Annotated in this window: 13 protein-coding genes; 7 read left to right on the plus strand and 6 right to left on the minus strand. The window is 66.5% G+C overall.

Translation table 11 applies throughout. From position 1 onward, the window contains the following. Window position 1: 1 nt before the first annotated feature. From ACTQWE_RS02805 to ACTQWE_RS02825, 5 genes are all read right to left on the minus strand, one after another. Window positions 2–1,297, minus strand: a complete 1,296-nt coding sequence (locus ACTQWE_RS02805) for an aminotransferase class V-fold PLP-dependent enzyme (protein ID WP_441856651.1) — start codon at window positions 1,295–1,297, stop codon at window positions 2–4. Further along, the gene (locus ACTQWE_RS02810) at window positions 1,281–2,432 is read right to left on the minus strand and encodes a SufB/SufD family protein (protein WP_441856650.1); all 1,152 of its coding nucleotides are present in this window, start codon (window positions 2,430–2,432) and stop codon (window positions 1,281–1,283) included. Before ACTQWE_RS02810 ends, ACTQWE_RS02805 begins: the two co-directional genes overlap by 17 nt. Then, a complete protein-coding gene (gene sufB, locus ACTQWE_RS02815; protein WP_170103320.1) occupies window positions 2,432–3,853 on the minus strand; it encodes a Fe-S cluster assembly protein SufB in 1,422 nt (473 codons plus the stop codon). Before sufB ends, ACTQWE_RS02810 begins: the two co-directional genes overlap by 1 nt. Window positions 3,854–3,855: 2 nt before the next feature. Continuing rightward, window positions 3,856–4,623 carry a Fe-S cluster assembly ATPase SufC gene (gene sufC / locus ACTQWE_RS02820; RefSeq protein WP_441856649.1) on the minus strand — a complete coding sequence of 256 codons (768 nt, stop codon included), beginning with the start codon at window positions 4,621–4,623 and terminating at the stop codon, window positions 3,856–3,858. A gap of 1,339 nt (window positions 4,624–5,962) precedes the next feature. Further along, on the minus strand, window positions 5,963–7,012 hold the full coding sequence (locus tag ACTQWE_RS02825; protein WP_441856648.1) for a hypothetical protein: 1,050 nt from the start codon (window positions 7,010–7,012) through the stop codon (window positions 5,963–5,965). 350 nt (window positions 7,013–7,362) lie between these two features. On the opposite strand from ACTQWE_RS02825, the gene ACTQWE_RS02830 reads away from it, so the two are divergent. The 5 genes from ACTQWE_RS02830 (at window position 7,363) to gatB (ending at window position 13,332) form a co-directional block, all read left to right on the plus strand. Further along, complete coding sequence (locus tag ACTQWE_RS02830; RefSeq protein ID WP_441856647.1) at window positions 7,363–8,376, plus strand: bile acid:sodium symporter family protein; 1,014 nt, start codon at window positions 7,363–7,365, stop codon at window positions 8,374–8,376. A gap of 116 nt (window positions 8,377–8,492) precedes the next feature. Continuing rightward, the gene (locus tag ACTQWE_RS02835; RefSeq protein ID WP_441921247.1) at window positions 8,493–9,812 is read left to right on the plus strand and encodes an MFS transporter; all 1,320 of its coding nucleotides are present in this window, start codon (window positions 8,493–8,495) and stop codon (window positions 9,810–9,812) included. Window positions 9,813–9,968: 156 nt separating this feature from the next. Next, complete coding sequence (gene gatC / locus ACTQWE_RS02840; RefSeq protein WP_170103325.1) at window positions 9,969–10,286, plus strand: Asp-tRNA(Asn)/Glu-tRNA(Gln) amidotransferase subunit GatC; 318 nt, start codon at window positions 9,969–9,971, stop codon at window positions 10,284–10,286. Next, complete coding sequence (gene gatA / locus ACTQWE_RS02845) at window positions 10,286–11,797, plus strand: Asp-tRNA(Asn)/Glu-tRNA(Gln) amidotransferase subunit GatA (RefSeq protein ID WP_441856645.1); 1,512 nt, start codon at window positions 10,286–10,288, stop codon at window positions 11,795–11,797. Before gatC ends, gatA begins: the two co-directional genes overlap by 1 nt. Continuing rightward, entirely contained in the window at window positions 11,797–13,332 is a 1,536-nt protein-coding gene (gene gatB / locus ACTQWE_RS02850) for an Asp-tRNA(Asn)/Glu-tRNA(Gln) amidotransferase subunit GatB (protein WP_441856644.1), read from the plus strand. Before gatA ends, gatB begins: the two co-directional genes overlap by 1 nt. A gap of 28 nt (window positions 13,333–13,360) precedes the next feature. Here gatB and ACTQWE_RS02855 read toward each other — a convergent pair whose 3' ends face one another. Beyond that, window positions 13,361–14,197 (minus strand): YdcF family protein, encoded by an 837-nt coding sequence (locus ACTQWE_RS02855; protein ID WP_441856643.1) that lies wholly within the window; start codon window positions 14,195–14,197, stop codon window positions 13,361–13,363. Window positions 14,198–14,581: 384 nt separating this feature from the next. Between ACTQWE_RS02855 and ACTQWE_RS02860 the strand changes: the two genes are divergently transcribed. Beyond that, window positions 14,582–15,889 carry a C40 family peptidase gene (locus ACTQWE_RS02860; protein WP_441856642.1) on the plus strand — a complete coding sequence of 436 codons (1,308 nt, stop codon included), beginning with the start codon at window positions 14,582–14,584 and terminating at the stop codon, window positions 15,887–15,889. Between the two features lie 212 nt (window positions 15,890–16,101). Next, on the plus strand, window positions 16,102–17,262 hold the full coding sequence (gene fucO / locus ACTQWE_RS02865; RefSeq protein ID WP_441856641.1) for a lactaldehyde reductase: 1,161 nt from the start codon (window positions 16,102–16,104) through the stop codon (window positions 17,260–17,262). The last annotated feature ends 122 nt before the right edge of the window (window positions 17,263–17,384 follow it).

Genomic DNA, 17,384 nt, shown 5'->3' on the forward strand with positions numbered 1-17,384 from the left:
GCTACGCCTTTCCCGTGACGGCGCCGCCGAAGAGAGACCAGACCCTGTCCAGCCCCTCGACGAGCCTGTCGACGTCCTGCTTGTCGTTATAGAAGGCCACGCTGGCGCGGCACGTGGCGCCGTTCTCCACCTTGAGGTAGCTGAGCAGCGGCTGCGCGCAGTGGTGGCCGGCGCGGATGCACACCTGCGACATGTCCAGGATGGACGCGACGTCGTGCGGGTGCACGCCGCGCACGTTGAACGCCACCGCGCCTACGTGGCGGCTGCCGTCCGCCGGGCCGATGAGGTCGACGTAGGGCAGCGCCGCCAGCGAGTCGCACAGGTAGGTCGCGAGCTCGCGCTCGCGGCGCTCCAGCGCGTCCATGCCGTGGCCGGTGAGGTAGTCGATCGCGACGCCCGTCGCGAACGAGCCGGCCGCGTCCTGCGTGCCGGCCTCGAACTTCTGAGGCACCGGCGCCCAGACGGCATCTGTCTCGGTCACGGCGTCGATCATCTCGCCGCCCGTGAGGAACGGCGGCATGGCGTCGAGCACCTCGGGCTTTCCCCACAGCACGCCGATGCCCATGGGGCCGCCGAGCTTGTGCGCCGAGAAGGCCAGGAGGTCGCAGTCGAGGTCCCGCACGTCGACCGCGATGTGGGGGACGGACTGCGCGCCGTCGACCACCATGTACGCGCCGACCTCGTGCGCACGGCGCGCGATGGCCTTGACGTCGTTCTGGACGCCGAGGACGTTGGAGACCTGCGTGACGGAGACGATCTTGGTATGCGGACCGATCTTGGCGGCGACCTCCTCCGGCGTGATGCGGAAGTCCTCGTTCGGGCGCAGGTAAATGAGCTTCGCGCCCGTGCGCCTGCACAGCTGCTGCCACGGGATCAGGTTGGAGTGGTGCTCCATGATGCTGATGACGACCTCGTCGTCCGGGCCGAGCACGACCTTCGGACCAAGGGTCCTCGCGACGAGGTTCAGCGACTCGGACGCGTTGCGCGTGAAGACGATCTGGCTGCCCTGGGGGTTGCCCTTCTCGTCCACCGCGCCGATGAAGCGGGCGATCTTGTTGCGGGCCTCGTCGATCGCGGACGTCGCCTCGACGGAGAGGCGGTACAGGCCGCGCAGCGGGTTCGCGTTCATGGTGGTGTAGAACTCGCGCATGGCGTCGAGCACGACCCCGGGGCGCTGCGCCGTGGCCGCGCTGTCCAGGAACGTGAGGTCCGGGTTCTGGGAGAGGAGCGGGAAGTCTACCTTGTAGGGGCTCTTCTCGATGTCCTTGAGCTGCTGCTCGCTAAGCATTGCTTGCATCCTCCCTGGTAGTGGGTGCGGTGGGTTCGGCATCCGCGGAAAGCTCGATGCCGAGGGTGTCGATGAGGTCGCGCGCGACCTCCTGGCCGAGGACGGCCGCGGCGCGCTCGAAGACGGCCTTGCGGGCGAGCGGATGGGCGGCCTCGATGAGGGCGTCATCGAACAGGGCGCGGACGAAGAGGTCCTGCGCCTGCTCGCGCGAGAGGCCGCGGCCCATGAGGTAGTCCATCTGCTGGGGGTCGACGGAGCCGATCGTGGCGCCGTGGTTGCCCTGGACGTCGTCCTCGTCGCACAGGATGACGGGCATGGTCTTGTTGACGACGTCGTCTCCGTTCACGAGCACGGACTCGATCTCGTTGCCCTTGGAGCCGGAGCCGCCGTGGACGAGGTCGATCGTGGCACGCAGCGACTTGTGCGCGGCGTCGTTGAGGATGCCGGACTCGCGCACGTCCGCGCGGCCGTTCTTGCCGGCCATGCGCACGACGTGGTTGATGTCGAGCACCTGGGCGCCCTGGCCGAGGTAGTGGCTCTGGAGGTCGACGCGGGCGTTGTCGCCCCTGAGCGCGCAGCAGATGCCTGCGGCCGTGGTGCCCGCCCCGAGGAAGAACTGGCGGACCTCGACCGTGGCGCCCTCGTCCGCGGAGATGCCGACGGACTCGAGGTGCTGGTGGGCGTCGCCCTCGGCGACGACCTCGACGAGCCTGAGGCGCGCGCCGGACTCGACGACGATCCTGACGAGGGCGGCGGAGGTGCGCTCGACGTCGTCCGCGCCGTGGGAGACCACGACGACGGTGGCGTCGGCGTCGTGGCGGACCATGACGCCGCAGTCGCTGACGACGCCCGCGTTGGAGTCCACGTCCACGACGATGGGGGCATGGTTCTTCTCGCCCGCCCTGACCTCGACGTAGGTGGCGTCGGCGGCCTGGGAGGTAACCCAGTCGGTCACCTTGGGGCCCATGCCGGTCTCGACCTTGTCGAACAGGCGGGGGAGCGCGAAGTAGACGTCGCCCTTGCGGGACAGCTTGGGGACGGTGAGGGTGATGTCGTTGGTCTTGAGGTAGTTCCAGGTCTGCGCGGGCGGCGTGTTGACGCGCTCGAGGGTGACCATGGGCTCCGTCTTGGCGTTGTCTGCCATTAGCCGATCGCCCCTTCCATCTCTATCTTGATCAGGTTGTTCATCTCGACGGCGTACTCGAGCGGGAGCTCCTTGGAGACCGGGTCGGCGAAGCCGTTGACGACCATGGTCCTGGCCTCGGCCTCGGAGCAGCCGCGGCTCATGAGGTAGAGGACCGTGTCGTCGGAGATGCGCCCGATGGTGGCCTCGTGGCCGACCTGGGCGGTGTTGTTGCGGATGTCCATCTGCGGGATGGTGTCGGACCGGCTGATGTCGTCGAGCATGAGCGACGAGCAGCTGACCGTGGCGCGGGCGTTCTGGGCGTCCTTGCCGACGAAGACGGACGAGCGGAACGTGTTGACGCCGCCGTCCTTTGAGATGGACTTCGCGTCCGCGGAGACGTTAGTGTCCTTGCCAAGCAGGATGAACTTGCAGCCGGTGTCGAGGTCCTGCGTGGCGCCGGAGAACGTGATGCCCGTGTACTCGCAGCTGCCGCGATCGCCCTTGAGGATCGTGGTGGGGTAGAGGTAGCTGACGTGGCTGCCGAACGACCCCGACACCCACTCCATCTTGGAGTCGGCGCCGACGGTGGCGCGCTTGGTGTTGAGGTTGTACATGTTCTTGGACCAGTTCTCGATCGTGGAGTAGCGCAGGCGCGCGTGGTCCTTCACGAAGAGCTCGACCGCGCCGGCGTGGAGGTTCGCCTCGTAGTACTTGGGCGCGGAGCAGCCCTCGATGAAGTGGAGGTCCGCACCGGGCTCGACGATGATGAGCGTGTGCTCGAACTGGCCGGCGCCCTGGGCGTTGAGGCGGAAGTAGCTCTGGAGCGGGTAGTCCAGGTGCACGTCCTTGGGGACGTACACGAACGAGCCGCCGGACCACACGGCGTAGTGCAGCGCCGCGAACTTGTGGTCGGTGGGCGGGATGAGCGTGCCGAAGTACTCGTGCACGACGGGCTCCCACTTGGGGTCGTGGAGCGCGTCCTCGATCGTGGTGTAGACGACGCCCTGCTTCGCGACCTCCTCGCGCATGTTGTGGTACACGATCTCGGAGTCGTACTGGGCACCGACGCCCGCGAGGGACTCGCGCTCGGCCTCGGGGATGCCGAGGCGCTCGAACGTGTCCTTGATGTCGGCGGGGACGTCGTTCCAGTCCTTGGCCTGCTTCGTCTTGGGGCTGACGTACGTTGAGATGTGGTCCATGTCGAGCCCGGCGATGCTGGGTCCCCAGTTGGGGGCCATCTGCTTGTCCTGGTAGATCTCGAGCGCCTTCAGGCGCATGTCGAGCATCCACTGGGGCTCGTCCTTCTTGGCGCTGATGGAGCGCACGATGTCGGGCGTGAGGCCGTCGGCGTAGCGCTCGTATCCCTCCTCCGACTTCACGAAGTCGTAGAGGGAGCGGTCGACGTCCTCGACCTCGGTCCTCTTGCTCTTCTCGGCCATTGCTACGCCTCGACCTTCTGGCCAGCGGGCGCCTGCTCGAAGCGGGCGAAGCCGTTCTGGTCGATGTCGTCGATGAGCGACGCGGGGCCCTCGGCGACGAGATGGCCCTTGACCATGACGTGGGTCTTGTCGACGTCGAGCTTCTCGAGGATGCGGGTGTTGTGCGTGATCATGAGCAGGGCGCCGTCGCACTCCTTGCGGTAGGCCTCGATGCCACGGCTGACCACGGAGAGGGCGTCGACGTCCAGTCCGGAGTCGGTCTCGTCGAGGATGGCCAGCTTAGGCTGGAGGAGAAGGAGCTGGAGCATCTCGACCTTCTTCTTCTCGCCGCCGGAGAAGCCGACGTTAAGCTCGCGCGTGAGGAAGCCCTGGTCCATGTCGAGCTGGTCGCAGATCTCGCCGACGCGCTGGCGGAACTTGCGCGCGGTGGTCTTGAGCTCCGGGCGCATCTGGGTGATGGTGCGCAGGAAGCTGTACAGGGGGACGCCGGGGACCTCGACGGGAGCCTGGTAGCTGAGGAAGATGCCGGCGAGCGAGCGCTTGTCGGGGGTCTTGTCCGTGATGTCCTCGCCGTCGAAGGAGATGGCGCCGCCGGTCACCTTGTAGACGGGGTCGCCCATGATCACGTGGCCGAGCGTGGACTTGCCTGCGCCGTTTGGCCCCATGAGGACGTGGGTCTCGCCCGCGCCCACGGAAAGGTCGATGCCATGGAGGATGGGCTTCTCGTCCGTACCTGCGGAAAGCCCTGAGATGGTGAGTAGCTGTGACATGACGCCTCTCTCTGCTTCGGGAAGTTCCGAATTGTCTGTGCCGGGGCGGTCGCGTGTCTGTCGTGGCGGTCTCGGCGTAAATCCTACTTACGAAGGGGGATTTTACCCCGACGTGCGCGGTGTTTTCAATCGTTTGGGGCATGTTTTTCTTTGGTCACAGCTAATTCATGGTGCAGAGGTGGGAATTTGGGTGTGGACGGAGGTAGGGCAGCAGGCGACCTAAAGCGTGCGGTACACACCAAGGGCCATCCTGCGCGGTCCGCAGCCTCGTGCCGGGTGTGCGCAGGAGCCATTGCGGATGGGGTGCACACCCGCCCCCAGCTTTTGCGACTTTACGGGGTTGGTGCTGGTGTGTGATGGGTATTGCGGGGCAAGGTCGCACACCCGGCCTTCAGCTCACGAGACCTCGCAAGTCTGCCTCGGGTGTGTTGCGAGAAGAGGGGGCCGCAGCCAGAAATCCCAGGGTGTGTTGCGCGAAATGAAAGGAAGCCCCGGGTGTGAAACATTCCATGTTGGTTTAATTTGTCATAGCAGGAGGTATGTGGCATGCACTGCGAAGCGCCCGACTACGTTCTTGGTACACACCAGGCGGCTTTCGTCGCGGGATGTCCCTCCGCGCAACACACCCGCTCCGAGTTTGCGCCGGTGCGCAAGGTCAGGCGGGGTGTGTGCGGGGGTGCCAAAGCCGAGGGTACACACTCGCGCTCACTTAGCGCGATTTCTTAAGCTCGCCTCTGGTGTGTTGCCGAATAAGGCGCATGATGCCAGGGACGGGCGGGTGTGTTGCGCCAAATGCGAGATCATCTTGGGTGTGGTACATGCGCAAGAGATTCAATAATGTATGATTGCAGGCAGATGGGCCTCGTCACGAGCTTTTTGATTACAACCCGGGTACATACCTGAAGGTTTCTGTCGCGGGACACTCGGCCGCGCAACACACCCGCCCCGAGCTCGCGCGGATGCGCAAGCTCATCCGGGGTGTGTGCGGCAGCGCCAAAGCTGCAGGTGTGCTCCAAGAGTCATTTCGCGAAGCTTAGAGTTTTCATCTTGGGCGTGCTGGGTTTCCGCATATGGGCGCACCTTTTGCGAGCTCGTTTATCCAGCGGGGCCGGTGGGGCGTGTGGGGGTCTGCCTTGCGGCCGCGCAAGACTCACTCTGCAAAGGCCATAGCCTCGTCGCGGGAGTCCCCCAGCGCATTGCCTCTGTTGCCCGCATTTAGTCTCAGGCACGAGGGGATGTATCTTCGCCGCGTGCCATGCTCAGATGGAAAACGTTGCCGGCGTTGGCATGTCTTTGTTTGTGTGTGCGTGCGTCCGATGCTGCGCGAATTTGCAAACGCCTAATCTGGCCGTCGCGAGGGCAGTGCCCAGGGGGCGCTTTTCCAGACGACCTCTCCCGATTTCAAGATCTGGGACGGGTGAGGAAGAATCCTGTTCAGGAAGGCGTTCCTCTTTTCACCTATGGCTGGGGTGCTCTTTCGAAGGCGATACCCAATCGCCCGCGCGATGTCCATCACCAGACGGTTTCTTAGGGAACTCGTCACCACTTGCGTAATGGTCACGTTGAACATGGTGCAGCCCTCGCCCCTCAGGACGTACTCCCTCGTCACGTCGCGGTCGACGTCCTTGTGATACGCCTTGCCAAGGTATTCCACCGCTACGTTCGACTTCGGGTAATAGAGGTCCACCACATAGTAGGGCGTCCCCGCAATCGCGGATGACCCTCCCGAAAGTTCGACCATCTGGTTGAGCACAGGTTTTGGAAGCCCATACCCTCCCATCCTCCTGCTAACGGACAGCAGCATGGCTGTCGCGGTTTCCATGGGAGACCTGGAGCCCTCGTGCACCCATCTCAGCGCCCTGCGCGCCTTCGAGGCGTTCTTCACGTTCCTAAACTGAGCGAGAAACCCATGGAGCCGCTTGATCGTCGTCAGCTGCGGTCGCCTGACAAATCCCGTAGGTCCCTCGCAAGGGTAATAGCAGCCGCACAGGCTGCATCCCAGAATCGCGAGCTCCATCTCGTCGAGGCTGTTTGCCATCTGCAGGAAGGCAAACTCCGGGGTCGATAGGTATATCCCCTCATCGAGCCTGATGACGGCGTTCTCCGGTAGCGCACGGCCCCAAGAGTGCCGCACGCAAACGTCGTTTCTCCTTCTGCTGGCCCCCTTCGGGACGAGCATGTCCAGGGGGTTGACGCGCCCGTCGTCCCATTCGGCCAGAGCGCATATCTTCGGGAGGAGCGCTCGCGTTTCTGCGATGATGCCGCTGGTGCGGCCGATTCCAAATGTCGGCTTCGGGCCCGCGCCGCCCCGTCCGCCCGCTACGAGTGGCCAAATGCCGGGGCTGCACATAAGCCACAGCGCCGTCCTATGTGAGATGTAGATGCTCATGCGGGTATGGTGCCATGCGGCACTTGCAGATGGCCTTCACCCCGCTTTCCGCTGTCTGCTGCACCTGTCACCTCTCGTCGCAAGCCCGTCGCTCTCGCAGGTAGACGCTGCGGGCGAGAAGAGCGTCCATCCGCTCCTCGGCCTTTGCGCCCAATGGCTGGCATCCGTCCTCCACGGGAACAACACGAAGCCCCCGCGCTCACTCCTGTCGCACTCGCGCGTTGCCCACGCATTAACATCTGCGTCGAGTTTGCCCGGGTGCGGCGCTGTGGGCGTTGCGTCTGCTAGTATTTCTCGTGTCGGGGCGTCGGCTCGGGGCCAACGCGGCCACGGCGGGGGAGAAGGCCATCTTGGACGCTTGGCACTCGTTCGGAAAGTTCATCGGCGCCCACATGGCGCCCATCGCCATCGCGTGCGTCGTGGCGGCGTGCGCGTTTCCCGCGCAGCTGTCCCACCTCGCGCCCGCCGTCCCGTGGCTCTTCGCGCTCGTGTCCTTTCAGGGCGCACTCACCAACGGCCTTCGCAACCTGGCAGAGGCTGCAAGGCGGCCGGCCCCCATGCTGATCACGATCGCCTTCGCGTCCGGCGTGATGCCGGTCGTCGCGTTTCTGCTGGCCAGGGCCCTGTTTGGCAGCAGCGTGCACCTGGTTACCGGCATCGTGCTCGAATACAGCGTTCCCGTCGCGGCAATCTCCACCATGTGGATATCGATGTACGGGGGCAACGTCGCGCAGGGCCTGGCAACGCTCATGGTCTCGTCCGTCATCGCCCCGGTGACCATACCCGCCACGCTGCAGGTCCTTCTCGGCCATGCCGTGCGCGTCGACGCCTTACCCATGGTGCTCAACGTCGTGCTCACCGTCGCGCTCCCCGCCGTCCTCGGCATGGTCCTGAACGACGCCACGCGCGGATGGGCCGCCCGGCGTCTCTCGCCGGACCTCATGCCGGCGGCGCGGGTCGCCATCGTCCTGGTCATCGCCTCCAACTCAACGTCCGCGGCTCCGTACCTCACCAACCTCACGTCCCGGCTCGTGGGCGTCCTGGTCTTCATCCTGCTGTTCGCGTCCACGGGATATCTCGCGGGGCTCGCCCTCGCGCGCGTTGCCGGGCAGGACGTCCCCGGCACGGTGTCCATGGTCTTCCAGTGCGGCATGCGCAACATCTCGTGCGGCGCGGTCATCGCGGCGCAGTTCTTCCCGCCGGCGGTCATGTTCCCCGTCGTGGCGGGCACGCTGTTCCAGCAGGTGCTTGCCGCAACGTACGGCAAGGTCATGGGCAGGGTCCTCGGCGTCCGGCCCGATGCGCCCGCCCCTGGCGACGCAACGTCCGCAACGTCCGTGCCAACAGCACCGGCGGCGCACTGACGGCCTTCTCGACCCCGGCCGGCCTCACCTTCCGGAAGCGGCCCGTGCGCCGCTCCTCTCCGTCGGCACGGCGGTCCCCACCTCGTCCCTCCGCCCCATGCAGAAAGGCCGCACCCATGCGTTTGCAAGATTTCGCATCCAAGATCTTCTCGTCCAACCTCCTCTCAAAGCCGGAAGCCCGCATCGTGGCGGCAAACTTCCTCATGCAGCTGGGGCTCCAGGCCATATACTTCGTGGGCATCATCGGATGCGCCACCTACGACCTGGGTGCCGATGCGCTCGTCGTCTCCTCGCTCGTTCTGGTGCTCAACGTCATGCTCGTGGTCATGAGCTTCGTGGCAGGCCCCCTGGTCGACGCCGTGGGTCCCAGGCGCACGCTCGCGGCCACGCTTTCCGTCATGGCGGTGGCGGGGCTCGCCGGCTGGCTCCTGCCGCTGAGCTACGCGCTTCTCTACGCCCTTGCCGCCGTGCAGGGCGCGGCATTCGGCGTCGGGAGCACCTCCATGGACGCCTATCCGCGCTTCGTGTCTGACGACCCGCGCTACCTGCAGAGGGTCAACAGCCTCGTCTACACCGCCACCAGCGTGGCCGTCATCGCGGGGCCGGCGCTCGGCGGCCTCATCGTGAGCGCGCTTCCCACAAAGTGCGACTTCGCGATCATGGCGTTCGCGTCGCTTCCGGCGCTCGCGCTCGTCTGGGCAACGGTCGAGAAGATCGCGCCCTCTCGGCAGCGGCCGGCGTCCGGGGAGGCCGGCGCCACGGGCATGGGCACCGCGGGCACGGGCGACGGCGACCCCGACCTTAAGGCGTGCCCCGCGACCGGCGTGCGCGGGTTTCTCGGCGACCTTGCCGAGGGCGTGCGCGTCACCTGGCAGAGCGAGGGCCTGCGTACGCTCTTCCTCATCGGGTTCCTGGGGTTCTTCGCGTACGGCGCGTTCGACTCGCTCGAGTCGCTGTTCTACCGCGACGTGCTGCGCGCCGGCGCGCAGTGGATGGGATGGCTCTCCGCGATAGCGGGCGTCGGCGGCACGCTGGGCTCGCTTGCGGTCCTGCGGATTCCCTCGCGCAGGCTCGACATGACGGCACTGTCCGCGATGCTCCTCGTCACGGGGGTGGGGTCCATGCTATACGTCGGCACGGCGTCCGTCGCGTGGGCGTGCGTGGGCCAGCTGGTCAGCGGGCTGGGCTTTGGCGCCATGGGGCCAACGCGCACCACGCTCGCGCAGGCGCGCTGCGACGTCGCCCACGTCGGGCGCGTCACGTCCGTCATGCGCGTCGGCATGAACAGCGCGGGCGTGCTGCCGCTGCTGGTGGCGCCGTTCGTGGCGGACGCCCTTGGCGTGCAGGCCACGCTGTTTGCGGCGTCGGCCATGGTCGCTGCCGTGGCGGCGCTGTTCGTGGCGCGCACCCGCTCGCGCCGCGAGCTCCTGGGCTAGCGTCTTGCGCCGGCCGCGTCGCCGGCGTGACGGCAACGTAACGGTGCGGTTGCGCCCCGCGCCGGCGCGGCGCTCGCCCGGCCGGCTTTGCGTATCATGGTCGTGACACACGTGCGGCACGCCGTGCCGCAGACCCAACCTGCAAGGAGGGCAGACATGGCACTGTCCCAAGACGACGTGGCGGGCATCGCGGACTACGCGCGCATCGCGCTCACGCCGGACGAGCTCGAGCAGATGACCACGTACATGAACGAGGCCGTCGAGCTGCTCGAGCCCATTCGCGAGTACGACCTCGAGGGCGTCGAGCCGACGTTTCACCCAATCGGGGACCTCTCCAACGTGATGGGGGCCGACGTCGTGGACGATTCCGTCCGCGCGCTGCCCATCGACCGGGCGCTCGAGAACGCGCCGTCCGCGCACGGCCGCTACTTCCGCGTGCCCTCCATCCTGGGCGACTCAGAGGAGGACTTCTGATGGCGAGCCTCGACTCACTTTCCGCCGCACAGATCGCGGCCGGCGTCCGCAACGGAGACTTCACGGCCACGGAGGTGGCGCGGGCCGCGCTGGACGCCATAGACGGCCGCGAGAAGGACGTCCAGGCGTTTCTGCAGGTCTCCGCGGACCTCGCGCTGAAGGCCGCCGCGCGCACGGACGCGCGTCGCGCCGCGGGCGAGAAGATCGGCCCCCTTGCCGGCGTGCCCGTGGCCTTCAAGGACAACATGCACCTGGTCGGGACGCGCACCACCTGCGCGTCCAGGATGCTCGAGAACTACGAGTCCGTGTTCACGGCCACGTGCGTGCGGCGCATGCTCGACGCGGGCGCCACGCCCGTCGGCAAGGCCAACATGGACGAGTTCGCGTTCGGCAGCACCACGGAGTCCTCCGCGTTCCACCGCACCAACAACCCGTGGGACACCTCGCGCGTGCCGGGCGGCTCGTCGGGCGGGTCGGCCGCGGCCGTCGCCGCGGGCGAGGCCACGCTCGCGCTCGGCTCCGACACGGGCGGCTCCATCCGCCAGCCGGCCAGCTTCTGCGGCGTCGTGGGCATGAAGCCCACGTACGGCGCCGTCAGCCGCTACGGCGTCGTCGCGTTCGGCTCCTCGCTCGACCAGGTGGGACCGTTCGGCCGCCGCGTGGAGGACGTTGCCCTCGCCATGAACGCGCTCACCGCGCCCGGCCGCGACCCGCTCGACTCCACCAGCCAGGACTGCGCCGTCGACTTCCTCGAGCACCTCGACGATCCCGTCGACGGCCTCGCGGTCGGCGTCGTGCCGGAGCTCATGGAGGCCAAGGGCCTCTCGCAGGAGGTGCGCAGCGCCCTTGCGGCCGCGCTCGACTCCCTGCGCGACCAGGGCGCCCGCGTGGTGGAGGTCGACCTTCCCAACATCGCGTCCGCCATCGCCGCGTACTACGTCATCGCCCCGTGCGAGGCGTTCAGCAACCTCGCGCGCTTCGATGGCGTGCGCTACGGCTACCAGGAGCCGGACTGCGCCACGCTCGCGCAGCAGACGTCGCTCTCGCGCGCCCACGGCTTCGGCGAGGAGGCGAAGCGCCGCCAGATGCTCGGCGCGTACCTGCTCTCCAGCGGCGTGTACGAGAAGTACTACTATCCCGCGCAGCAGGTCCGCACCCTCATCACGCAGGACTACGCCCGCGCGTACCAAAGCTGTGACGTCATCCTGCTGCCGAGCGCCCCCACGACGGCGTGGCGCTTCGGCGACGTGAGCGACCCCACGCAGATGTACGCGTCCGACATGTTCACGATCTCCAACAACATCTGCGGCAACGGTGGCGTCTCGGTCCCGCTGGGCCTTTCCGCCCAGACGCACATGCCCGTCTCGGCGCAGCTGCAGGGCCCCGCGTTCAGCGACCGCAGGCTGCTCCGGTTCGCCCGTGCGATCGAGCGCGGGGTTGACCAGGGCCTGGGCCTGGGAGGCGGCGCCCCCGTCGCGCCCGCGTTCGCCGGAAGGGGAGGTGACCTGTGATGAGGAAGCTCGAGGACGTCCTCAAGGACTGGGAGGCCGTGATCGGCCTCGAGGTGCACACGGAGCTCACCGCGCTCGACACCAAGATGTTCTGCAACTGCCGGCTTTCGCACGACGACCCGCCCAACACGAACGTGTGCCCCGTCTGCCTGGGCATGCCCGGCGCGCTGCCGGTGCCAAACCGCAAGGCCATCCAGTCCATCGTGATGGCCGGCCTTGCCACCAACTGCCAGATCATGAAGCACTCCATGTTCTATCGCAAGCACTACTTCTATCCGGACATGGCTAAGAACTTCCAGACCACGCAGGGCCCGGTCGCGTTCTGCATGCACGGCCACCTGGACCTCGAGGTCGAGGGCGCCGGCGCCGCGGAGCGCCCACTGTGGGAGGACGTCGCCGCGGACGGCGAGACCCCAATCGCGCGCGCGGAAGACGGCTCGTACACGGTACCCATCCGCATCCTGCGCATCCACATGGAGGAGGACGCCGCGAAGATGGTCCACTCCGGTGGCGAGGAGGGCCGCATCACCGGCGCGTCCGAGTCGTTCATCGACTACAACCGCTGCGGCACGCCACTCATCGAGCTCGTGACGGAGCCCGACCTCCGCACGCCGGAGGAGGCGCGCCTGTTCATGGAGAAGCTGCAGCAGACGTTCAAGACGCTCGGCATCAGCGACTGCTCGCTCGAGAACGGCTCAATGCGCTGCGACGGCAACATCAGCCTGCGCCGCCGCGGCGAGACCCGCCTGGGCACCAAAGCCGAGATGAAGAACATCAACTCGTTCAAGAGCCTGCACGACGCGCTCGAGTACGAGATCTGCCGCCAGGCGGAGGTGCTCGAGGAGGGCGGCATCATCTACCAGGAGACGCGCCACTGGGAGCCCAGCCGCCGGCGCACCGTCGTCATGCGCGTCAAGGAGACCGCGGACGATTACCGCCTGTTCCCGGACCCCGACCTCGCGCCGTTCGACCTGACGGACGACTTCATCGAGGAGGCCCGCGCTCGCATCCCGGAGCTTCCGGACGCCAAGGCGGCCCGCTACGTGGCGGAGCTGGGACTGAAGCGCGCCGACGCCCGCCAGATCGCCGGCGACCCCGCCGTCGCGTCCTTCTTCGAGGAGGCGCTCGAGGGCGCGCCGGCAAAGGTCGTGGCAACCATCGCCAACGTGATGGTGAACCTGGCGCCGAGCTTCGATGCGCTGACTCCCGCGCAGGTGAGGCGGGTTGCCGGGCTTCTCGCCGAGGACGCCATCACCTTCGCCCAGGCGCGCGAGGTGCTCGAGGCGGTCAACGGCACCGACGAGGACCCGGAGCGCGTGGTGGACGAGCGCGGCATGCGCCAGGTGACGGACACAGCGGCGCTCGAGCCCATCGTGGACGAGGTCCTCGCATGCTGCACCGACCAGGTCCAGCAGTACCATGACGGCAACAAGAAGGTCGTGGGCTACCTGGTGGGGCAGTGCATGAAGGCGAGCCATGGCACCGGCAACCCCAAGCTGTTCAACAAGCTGCTGACCGCGCGGCTCGAGGCGTGATCGACGAGGGGACCATCGCGGCGGCCGCCTAGCGTCCCGCAAGGATCGTGAGCGCCTCCCGGCACCACTGCTGGGGGGCGCTCGCGCGCGGCGTGCGCGCGGCCACGGGCACAAGCGTCACGCCCTGGCGCCGCGCGCATCGAAGCGCGCGCCACAGGTGGTAGTCGTTCGACACCACGCACAGCTGCCGCCCCGCAAGCCCCGCGTCGCGTAGCGCCTCGAGCGAGAAGGACACGTTCTGCCTGGTGTTCGCTGCACGTGGCTCCAACAGGAGCTGCGTTGTCGGCACGCCTCGATCCTGCAGGTAGCGTGACATTGCCTCCGCCTCAGTCGGCTCGCCGGGCCGCGTGGCCGAGACACCGCCCGAAAGCACGGCCACACGGCCGGGATGTCCAAGCAGAAGGCTTGCGGCCACGTCGAGCCTTCGGGCCAGCGTCTGGCAGGGCCTGCCGTCGCGCACGGCGGCGCCAAGCACTATGAGCACGCTCTTCTCGCCCGGCGCGGGCGCGTTTGCGTACGCTGCGCGCATCCTGGCGAACACGTACCCAAACACGGCGGCGCAGGCGATGCCCAGCGCAAGCGCCGCAACCGCAAGCACGCGCAGCGGCGGGGACGCGACCGTCGCGGACGTCGCGAGGGGAGCTGCCGCCGCGCCGGCGGACGCGACGGCGACGGGCGCCATGCCGATGGTGGGACGGCCAGGATGCCGTGCGAGGTAGGCTGCGTTCGAGGCGCACGAAGCCGCGAAGGCGAGCGCGCAGACAACCCAAAGGAACGTGCTCGGGCGCGGCGCCCCGGCGGGAAGCGCCATCGCGAGAAACGCGACGCCAAGCGCAAGCGAGGCCGCGCAAACGGCGTAGACCACGGGTCGCCAGCGGCGCTCGGAGCCTCCGAGCGTGGAGGCTCGCGCGGGGCGCACGGCGACAGCCCCGCGTGCCCCATGCGAGGACGCTTGAGGGTGGCTTGAGGGTTTAGCTGGGCGTTTGTTCATAACTGCTCCAAATTGTCTGCACATTCACGAAGCCCCCATGACGCTTAACGCCTGCTTCGGGACGGCTTGGGGATACCTAAAAACCTACGTGCCATCTGGTAAAAGGCTCCCTTCTCGCATTCGAGAGACATGCGGTCCAAAACGGGTGGGCCGGGGTCGTGACGACGTGCGCGCGGCGGATTTTGGGAAGCGACGTCCTCAAAATGATAGAATCTTCGGGACCTTACAAACGACGATGCAATACGAAAGAGGCGGGTTTTGAAGCGAAATAAGGCCCAAAAAGCTATAGCTGCCGCACTCTCCGCGACGCTAGTCTTCTCCGGCGCAGCCGTTCCTGCGCTCGCAACTCCCTCCAGCTCCGAGCTGAAGTCACAGCTGAGTGACGCCCAGGCGAAGCTGAACAGCCTATACGCAAAGGCGGAGCAGGCCTCCGAGGACCTGAACCAGACGAAGGTAGAGCTCGACCAGACAAACTCCAAGATCAACTCCCTTAACTCCGACATCGAGAAGACGCAGGCGGAGCTGAAGGAGAAGCAGGCCGTCCTGAGCAAGCGCGTTGCCGCGAACTACAAGTATGGCGACACCGACCTGCTGAGCATCCTGCTTGGCTCCGACTCGTTCGATACGCTTACGAGCAACATCGTGTACGCGAACAAGGTGAGCGAGAAGGACTCCAACGCCATCAACGACGTCAAGACGCTCGAGAGCCAGCTGTCGTCCCAGAAGTCCGAGCTCGAGGAGCAGAAGGCCTCCCAGGAGAAGCTCGTGGCCGACAAGAAGGCCCAGAGCGAGGCCTTGAACGCGCAGTCCCAGAAGGCGCAGGACTACGTGAACAGCCTGAGCTCCGAGGTGCAGAAGGCGCTTGCCGAGGAGCAGGCGGCGCGTGAGGCCGCGGCGAAGAAGGCTGCCGAGGAGGCTGCCGCGAAGGCCCAGGCCAACGGCGGCGCGTACTACACGCCCGATAACAACGCGAGCACCCAAGGCAACGCAAACTCCAACAAGGGCAACTCCGATTCCGGCAAGAGCAACAACTCCGGTTCGAACTCGAGCAAGGGGAACACCAATTCCGGCACGAACTCGAGCAAGGGCAATGCCGGCACGGGCTCCAACGCGGGTGCCAGCTCGAACAAGGGCAACGGCAATGCGGGCGCCAGCTCGAACAAGGGCAACGGTGGCTCGAGCTCCAATGCGGGAGGCAGCTCGAACAAGGGCAGTTCCAGCGTCTCCGGCGCATGGCGCAACACCGTCATCGCGGCGGCGACGCGCATGGTCGGCGGCACCTACGTCTGGGGTGCCTCTGACCCCGGTTCCAAGACGTTCGACTGCTCGGGACTTACGAGCTATGCGTACGGCGTCGCGGGCATCGGCATCAGCCACAGCTCCGCGTCGCAGGCCTCGTTCTGCACGAAGCCGATCTCCCAGGCGGTACCTGGCGACGTCGTCTGGCGTCCCGGCCACGTGGGCATCTACATTGGCGGAGGTGTCACGATCGAGGCGTTCTCGCCCAGCCAGGGCATTGGCTACGGCAGCGTGAGCAGCTTCTCCAGGTGCGGCTCGCCCGTGTAGGCTGCGGGTCGGCACTAGAAAAACTTGTTTGAGAAGGGCGCGTCCAAGGGGCGTGCCCTTTTTCCTACGCGTGTAGAATTGCGTTCGCGGGCGACAACCTACCATTCGCGGATGGCGATACGGACATGTGTTCGCATACCGGGCGTTGGGGTATAGCTGAAACCATCCGCAACAGAGCGTGATGACAGAATCTCAACGTCCGAGGAGGAAACATGGCGAACAGGTTCGTTCTCAATGGCATCTCTTATCACGGTTCAGGGGCCATCAAGGAGATTCCGGGCGAGCTCAAACGTCGCGGCTACGACCACGTCTTCGTGAGCTCTGATCCTGACCTCGTGAAGTTTGGCGTGACGTCCAAGGTGACGGACTTGCTGGACGAGACGGGCATCAAGTGGGACCTCTACGACGAGGTGAAGCCCAATCCCACGATCAAGAACGTTCAGGATGGCGTCGAGGCGTTCAAGAAGAGCGGCGCGAGCGCGATCGTGACCATTGGTGGCGGCTCCGCGATGGACACGGCGAAGGCCATCGGCATCATCGCCAACAATCCCGAGTTTGCGGACGTCAAGAGCCTCGAGGGCGTTGCCGACACGAAGAGGCATGCCGTCTTCACCATTGCGGTCCCGACGACGGCCGGCACGGCCGCCGAGGTCACCATCAACTACGTGATCACCGACCCGGAGAAGGAGCGCAAGTTTGTCTGCGTAGACACCAACGACATCCCCGACGTGGCGGTTGTCGACCCCGACATGATGGCATCCATGCCGGTTGGGCTTACCGCATCCACGGGCATGGATGCGCTCACGCACGCCATCGAGGGCTACACCACGAAGGGCGCGTGGGAGATGTCCGACATGTTCCACTACAAGGCCATCGAGATCATCAGCCACAACCTGCGCGACGCCGTCCAGGAGGCCAAGGACAAGAAGCCTGGCCACGGTCGCGAGCAGATGGCGCTTGGCCAGTACATCGCGGGCATGGGCTTCTCGAACGTCGGCCTGGGCATCGACCACTCCATGGCGCACACGCTGTCTGCGCACTATGACACGCCGCACGGCGTCGCCTGCGCCATGCTGCTGCCCATCTCGATGGAGTTCAACAAGCCGGTCGCCGCGCACAAGCAGGCTGGCGTCGCACGCGCCATGGGCGTGTACGAGGAGGGCATGACGGACGAGCAGGCCGCGGATGCCGCAATCGCCGCCGTTCGCAAGCTGGGCGAGGACGTCGGCATTCCCAAGACGTGCAAGGGCCTCGTCGAAGAGGATCTCGACCAGCTGGCGGCAGACGCTCTTGCCGATGCCTGCTACCCCGGCAATCCGCGTGAGGCGACCCCCGAACAGGTGAAGGACATGTTCCGCCAGATCATGGCGTAGACTGTCGAGAAGAGGACTTTACGGGGCGGTGCCCATGCGGGCGCCGCCCCGATGCTCCTCTCGAGGAGCGACGCGGCTTTTCTCGATCGACCCGACGGCAGGACGATGCAACGCGTGGGAGG

The organism is Parafannyhessea sp. LCP19S3_B1, from assembly GCF_052121955.1.
Classification (GTDB): Bacteria; Actinomycetota; Coriobacteriia; order Coriobacteriales; family Atopobiaceae; genus Parafannyhessea.

Excerpts from the sequence above, each read along its gene's own strand:
- sufC (WP_441856649.1), bottom strand. The coding sequence starts at position 4,623 with ATGTCACAGCTACTCACCATCTCAGGGCTTTCCGCAGGTACGGACGAG.
- sufB (WP_170103320.1), bottom strand. The coding sequence starts at position 3,853 with ATGGCCGAGAAGAGCAAGAGGACCGAGGTCGAGGACGTCGACCGCTCC.
- fucO (WP_441856641.1), top strand. The coding sequence starts at position 16,102 with ATGGCGAACAGGTTCGTTCTCAATGGCATCTCTTATCACGGTTCAGGG.
- gatB (WP_441856644.1), top strand. The coding sequence starts at position 11,797 with ATGAGGAAGCTCGAGGACGTCCTCAAGGACTGGGAGGCCGTGATCGGC.
- gatA (WP_441856645.1), top strand. The coding sequence starts at position 10,286 with ATGGCGAGCCTCGACTCACTTTCCGCCGCACAGATCGCGGCCGGCGTC.
- ACTQWE_RS02835 (WP_441921247.1), top strand. The coding sequence starts at position 8,493 with ATGCGTTTGCAAGATTTCGCATCCAAGATCTTCTCGTCCAACCTCCTC.
- ACTQWE_RS02810 (WP_441856650.1), bottom strand. The coding sequence starts at position 2,432 with ATGGCAGACAACGCCAAGACGGAGCCCATGGTCACCCTCGAGCGCGTC.
- ACTQWE_RS02805 (WP_441856651.1), bottom strand. The coding sequence starts at position 1,297 with ATGCAAGCAATGCTTAGCGAGCAGCAGCTCAAGGACATCGAGAAGAGC.
- ACTQWE_RS02825 (WP_441856648.1), bottom strand. The coding sequence starts at position 7,012 with ATGAGCATCTACATCTCACATAGGACGGCGCTGTGGCTTATGTGCAGC.
- gatC (WP_170103325.1), top strand. The coding sequence starts at position 9,969 with ATGGCACTGTCCCAAGACGACGTGGCGGGCATCGCGGACTACGCGCGC.